Source organism: Flavobacterium sp. UBA4854 (genome assembly GCF_002399805.1).
In the GTDB taxonomy this organism is placed as follows: Bacteria; Bacteroidota; Bacteroidia; order Flavobacteriales; family Flavobacteriaceae; genus Flavobacterium; species Flavobacterium ginsengisoli.
In genome coordinates, this window is the sequence record NZ_DHEI01000143.1 from 22102 (window position 1) to 27522 (window position 5421).

General features: G+C 31.8%; 5 protein-coding genes. All 5 read right to left on the bottom strand.

Features of this window, described 5'->3' with window-relative positions; translation table 11 throughout:
- The coding region (locus tag B3J44_RS20730; protein WP_286971189.1) for a hypothetical protein at window positions 1-1052 on the bottom strand (1052 nt) is incomplete at its 3' end.
- A 128-nt stretch (window positions 1053-1180) separates the two neighbouring features.
- The gene (locus tag B3J44_RS20735) at window positions 1181-2311 is read right to left on the bottom strand and encodes an OmpA family protein (protein ID WP_286971191.1); all 1131 of its coding nucleotides are present in this window, start codon (window positions 2309-2311) and stop codon (window positions 1181-1183) included.
- 179 nt (window positions 2312-2490) lie between these two features.
- Window positions 2491-3840 carry a hypothetical protein gene (locus B3J44_RS20740; RefSeq protein WP_286971193.1) on the bottom strand — a complete coding sequence of 450 codons (1350 nt, stop codon included), beginning with the start codon at window positions 3838-3840 and terminating at the stop codon, window positions 2491-2493.
- 78 nt (window positions 3841-3918) lie between these two features.
- Window positions 3919-4548, bottom strand: a complete 630-nt coding sequence (locus B3J44_RS20745; RefSeq protein WP_198855189.1) for a chloramphenicol acetyltransferase — start codon at window positions 4546-4548, stop codon at window positions 3919-3921.
- Complete coding sequence (locus tag B3J44_RS20750) at window positions 4548-5255, bottom strand: HAD family hydrolase (protein WP_198855190.1); 708 nt, start codon at window positions 5253-5255, stop codon at window positions 4548-4550. Before B3J44_RS20750 ends, B3J44_RS20745 begins: the two co-directional genes overlap by 1 nt.
- Window positions 5256-5421: the final 166 nt, after the last annotated feature.

Sequence of the window (5421 nt, forward strand, 5' to 3'; positions counted from 1 at the left end):
TTTTTTTTGTTTTTAATTACAGAAATACTAGCAGTAAGTCCGTCCAAATCTTTAAGAAATTTTGCAGTGTTTTTTAATTGCTGAGGTTTCTTGTTGTTAAGCTGAAGAAAGAAAGGCGAGTTTTTAAATGGAATAGTATCATTTTTTGAAAAGGAATACTTCTTAATTGTGTTTTTAGAATCAAAATCTTTTACTTCAAACAACAATTCGTCTTTATTTGCTGCAATTTGAAATAGCTTTTTATCATTATAAAATGAATTTACTGTTCTTAATGGGCTTTTAGAAACAGAACGATCAAAAGTTCTTCCCTTCATAATGCCAGTATTCAGGTTAACCTCAAAAACTTGTGTTCGTTCTAGACGATCATCAAATGTCAAAATGAGACGTCCATCAGCCAAATAGAATTTGCTTATTTGCGATGTGAGATTAGGAGGATTAAGTACTCCCGATTCTATTTTTTTTATTGGAAAGTATTTGAGGAAAGCATTGAAAGAAATATTTACATTCTGTTTGTTTTTAAAAGTAAAAGCAGAAAAATCAAGCATTTTAATTTCACACTTTTGATTCTCAAATTTGTAAAGAAGCAGATGTTCAAGTTCTTTTTCTTTGGCAAGAATGTAAAAAGTATTATTCTCTTGAAAAAAATTTATAATGTACTCGTGATTTCTCGGAAAATCAAAATTTAAGGATTCTGATTTTTTTTGAGCTAGATTGTAAGTGTTAATGAGAATATTTTTATTATTTCCTGAAATCCAATATAATGTTGGTTTTTGTCCCGCACTAATAGTAGCGCCCAATAGGTTTCTATTTGCTTCTTTTTTTATTAAATCTGTAAATTGATTGGTTAGAAACAAAGACTTATTGTATTTCAAAATATTTATTTTCTGATTGTCCCAAACAAAGGCATAAATGTCTTTCGATTCTTTGTCTTCAATATTTAGAATTTGAGTTTTTTCCAGATTATTTAAAGATAATGGTAACGAATTTAAGACTGTTTGACTGAACAGAACGCTTTTAGAAAATAATAGAGAAAGGAGTAGCAGTTTTTTCATAAATGAATTTTATCAAATTTTATTCCAAATTTTATGAGATATTTCTGCTGTTTTAAATTTTGAAGCATAAAAAAAGTCCTTAAGAAAAAATCTTAAGGACTTTTGAATCAAGTCTTCTTAAAAAGGAATTATTTTACAATAAAAGTAACTCTTCTAGCCAATCTTCTAGCTTCATCAGAATCTTTTTGAATAGATGTATCTGCACCGTTTGCAACAACATTTAAACGAGAAGAATCAATTCCAGCTTTTTCAAAAATAGTTTTTACGTTTTTTGCTCTAGTATTAGACAGTTTCTCGTTGTACTCAGCTTTTCCAACTTGATCTGCATAACCGACAAGGTCAAGAGTAGCAGAAGGATTTTTTCTTAAGTAATTTAAAACAATATCAATTGCAGCAGTTGAGTTCTCAATTGGAGTTGTTTTATTGAAGTCGAAATAAACACTGATATATTTGTCATTAATCATTTTTCTGATTAATTCATTATCATTTGGTTGTGGTGCAACTACTTGTTTTTCGATAACTACCTCTTTTTGTGCGGGCTTGTTTTTGATTTGTGATTCTAAATCTGCTACTTTGCTTTCTAAAGCAGAAATATCACTGTCCTCATTTGAAATTACAGTCCAGTCTGCATGTTTTGTGTTTTTACCTAAGTAAACATTTAAACCAACAGTTCCGTTAAAGATCAATCCAGAAAAACCTCTGTTGCCAGGAACATACGCTCCGTCAAAAGTACGATCTTGTGATGCGTTTAGAATAGTTGAGAAATCACCCGTTAAAGCAACTCTGTTTGATAATCTAATTTGTCCCGTTACACCAGCAATGAAGTTACCCATTTCATCTGCTCCTTTGTAATTATCGTTGCGTAATTGAGCATAACCAAAACCAGCATGTCCTAATAAACCAATAGTGTTAGTCCAGGTTTCAAAATTCATGATGCGCCCTAAGTTAGCAACAGCTTGTAAATCTACTCTATAGTATTTTGAATCAAAATCGATAGAGCTTCCTTTTGCAGTAAAACTGTTGTATCCAAAATCTGCTTTCAAACCAAATTTGTTGTTCAACATGTAACGCACACCTATATCTCCAGTCCAAGGACTTAAAGTATTGGTAGAATACCCAGCATTAAATGGTCGCTGCGGTTTATTAACCCCTGCGCCTAAATCTATAGACCATTTATTATACCCGTTATTGTTTTCTGTTTGCGCATGTACTCCAGTTAACGCTAGGGCAAATGCAAGAGTCATTACAACTTTTTTCATTGTTTCTAAATTTTAAATTTTAGCCCAAAACAACGACAAATTGTAAGTAAAAACTTTCTTTAAAAGCCAAAAAAGTATTAAAATAAGATTAGTGATAAAAATTTAAAAACTATAAAAACAGTAAAAAAACCAAAAATAGGTGAATGATTTTGGTTATAAGTTGTTGATAGATAATCTGTTTAGTTAAAGCCATCGGTAAATTTGCGCAACACAATCTGTCTTGACAAAACATCATAATAACTCAGCAGAATGTAATTGTTTAACTTAAGCGTATTAGCAAGAACAGCTTCTTTATGTGTATCTAAGAAGTAAAAGACTTTATCAGTAGCAAAAGGTTGGTGCGTTTCTTGAGTTAGTTCTAGCTTTTTTGTCCAGATGCTTTCGAAAAATACAGAATAGTTGGTTTCAATATTGTAAAAGTTGTTGGAAGGAAAATCTCCCATAGGATCATTAAAATTAAAACCGTTCATAGATACGGTTTTCAAATCACTGCCCGATCCTCCTAAAGTGATAAAAAGATTGTTTTGATTTTTGTACACCGAAAGTCCTGCATCAAGAGAAGATAACGTTTTTAAAAATCTTGCGGTATTCTTTAATTTTCGAGGTTCACGGTCTTCAATCTGCATTAGTAAAGGTGAATTACTAAAGCGGATTGTGTCTTTTTTTGAAACCGTAAAGCTTTTTATCGATTCTCCAGATTCATAATCTTTAATATCAAATAATAGTTCATCAGGATTTACATTGATTTGATATAGTTTGTTTTCGTGGTAAAAAGAATTAGACGTCTTTGGATTTTTCTCTCCAACAGGTTTCATAAATGTCTTCTCTTTTATTTCCATACTTTCTAAATCAATGTCAAACAGTTGAGTTTTTCTGAAACTTTGATCCAAAGATAAAATCAAGCGGTTTGGAAGAAGATACATTTTACTTTTGGCTGTGACTTTATACAACGGATTGTATTCGCCCGAGTCCATCTTTTCGATCGGATTTTCATTCAAGATTTGAGAGAATGTTTTAGGTTGCGTTCTGCGATCAATAAATTTGAAAGAACTAAAATCTAAAAACTTTTCTTCAGCCAATCCGTTTTTAAAGATAAAAGCCGTTAATGCTTCTTTTGTTCTTTCTTTCATTATCAAATAGAAGTTATTGTCTTTTTGATAATTTGTGAGAATGAATTTATCTTCCAGCGGAATCTGAAATTTTAAGGCTCTAGAAGTTTTATTTTCTAGAAAATATTTAATTAGAATGATTGATTTTTCTTCTCTAGAAAACCAATATAAAGTTGGATTTCCGTCTTCGCTAAAGCTATATCCCATCAAAGATTTATTCTCCGTATATTGACGATTGGTTATAAACTTATCTCTTAAAAATAAGGCGCTATTGTATTTTAATATCGAAAGACTATCTGGGCTGGCCGCAAAAACAAACACATCATGAGTAACGGTGTTTTCGCCAGTCATAATTTGAGATTGAGCTATTTTGTTTTTTAAATCAATTGCATAAGAAGTCAGCACTGTTTGACTTAGCATAACAGTACTAGAGATTAAAAACAAAAAAAGAAAAATTCGTTTCATGTGTTTTTAGGGCACAAAAATTATTCCGTTTATTTATTGATTCATAAGCTCTTGAAAAAGATCTACAAATTGCCCCATGTGCATTCCATCCATTAATGCGTGATGAACATAAACTGCCATTGACATGGTTCTTTTTCCTGTTTCAGAAAGCATCATTTTTCCAAATGAAACTTTAGGACAACTGTCAGGATAAGTAAAACTTCTTGCATGAGTAAGTGACGTAAAATTCAACCACGGAATTGCTGAGAAATGTATCAAATTATCTGTGTCAAATGATCTTGTAAAAAGCCCAGTTGTGTTTTGAATGCGTTCAATTTCTGCTAATGCATTTTGTTCGAATGTTTTAAAATCCGAATGGTATTCAATTAAAGAGAATCCAAAAGTGCCATCTTCTCGTCCAATCGTTGCCGAAGCGTCTACACGGTCGTTAATGTAAATTTGATCTCCTGAAATTCGGTATTTAAAGTTCTCGATGGCGTTTACCGCAACTAAAGTTTTGTGTAAATAGAAAATGAAAAAAGAAGCGTTTAAACTTTTGGCCGTTTCATATGCTTTAGTACAATCGATTTCTACGGTTGCGCCAAAAAAAGGTTCTTCCATTTGTTTGAAATGGGCAAAATGCTCTTTTCTATTCCAGTTTTCTAAGTCTAAAAGTGTTTTCATTATAATAAATTCGGAACGACTTCTGCAATAGTTTCAAATGAACTAAAGTGCTCGTGTTCTATAGTATGATTAATTTTTTCGTGTTCCCAAGTAGTATGAAACGGAATATGAACGGCATAACCGCCAATTCCTAAAACTGGAAGTACATCTGATTTTAATGAATTTCCAATCATCAAAAATTCGTGCGCTTCAATGTCTAAGCGCCCTAAAAGTTTTTGATAGTCAATCTCTTGTTTGTCTGACATTACTTCGATATGATGAAAATAATGCCCCAAACCAGAACGATGCAATTTGCTGTGCTGGTCTTTTAAATCGCCTTTTGTGGCAACGACCAATTTGTATTTTCCCTTTAAAGCTTCGAGCGTTTCTTCAATTCCGTCTAAAAGTTCAATTGGTTTTTCGAGTAATTCTTTTCCGTATTGAATGATTTTTTCAATGACTTCAACAGGAATGGTGTTGTTCGAAATGTTCATCGCAGCTTCAATCATCGAAAGAATGTAACCTTTAATTCCATATCCATACAAAGGCAGATTGGCAATTTCAATTTTAAATAATTCCTGTGAAATACCTTGATGTGAAAGATAATCTTCCATCAAAGCACAAAATTTATGTTCGGTTTCTTGAAAATAAGGTTCGTTTACAAATAAAGTATCATCGGCATCAAATGCAATTACTTTTAAGTTCGGTATTTTAGTTTTATGTAACATAAGTTTTTTGTTTCAAGTTTTTTTTGTTTCAAGTTTCAGGTTTTTCGCCACGACCTGAGCGATAGTAAACAGGCGAAGCAATTACTCGAATTGCACTAATTTTTTTGCCACAGATTATTGGGATTAAAATGATTTTTAAAAACCTGTTCAATCTGCCAAATCTGCG

What these genes read in the sequence shown, in the direction of transcription:
- B3J44_RS20745 (WP_198855189.1), bottom strand. Translation starts at nt 4,548, where the DNA reads ATGAAAACACTTTTAGACTTAGAAAACTGGAATAGAAAAGAGCATTTT.
- B3J44_RS20750 (WP_198855190.1), bottom strand. Translation starts at nt 5,255, where the DNA reads ATGTTACATAAAACTAAAATACCGAACTTAAAAGTAATTGCATTTGAT.
- B3J44_RS20740 (WP_286971193.1), bottom strand. Translation starts at nt 3,840, where the DNA reads ATGCTAAGTCAAACAGTGCTGACTTCTTATGCAATTGATTTAAAAAAC.
- B3J44_RS20735 (WP_286971191.1), bottom strand. Translation starts at nt 2,311, where the DNA reads ATGAAAAAAGTTGTAATGACTCTTGCATTTGCCCTAGCGTTAACTGGA.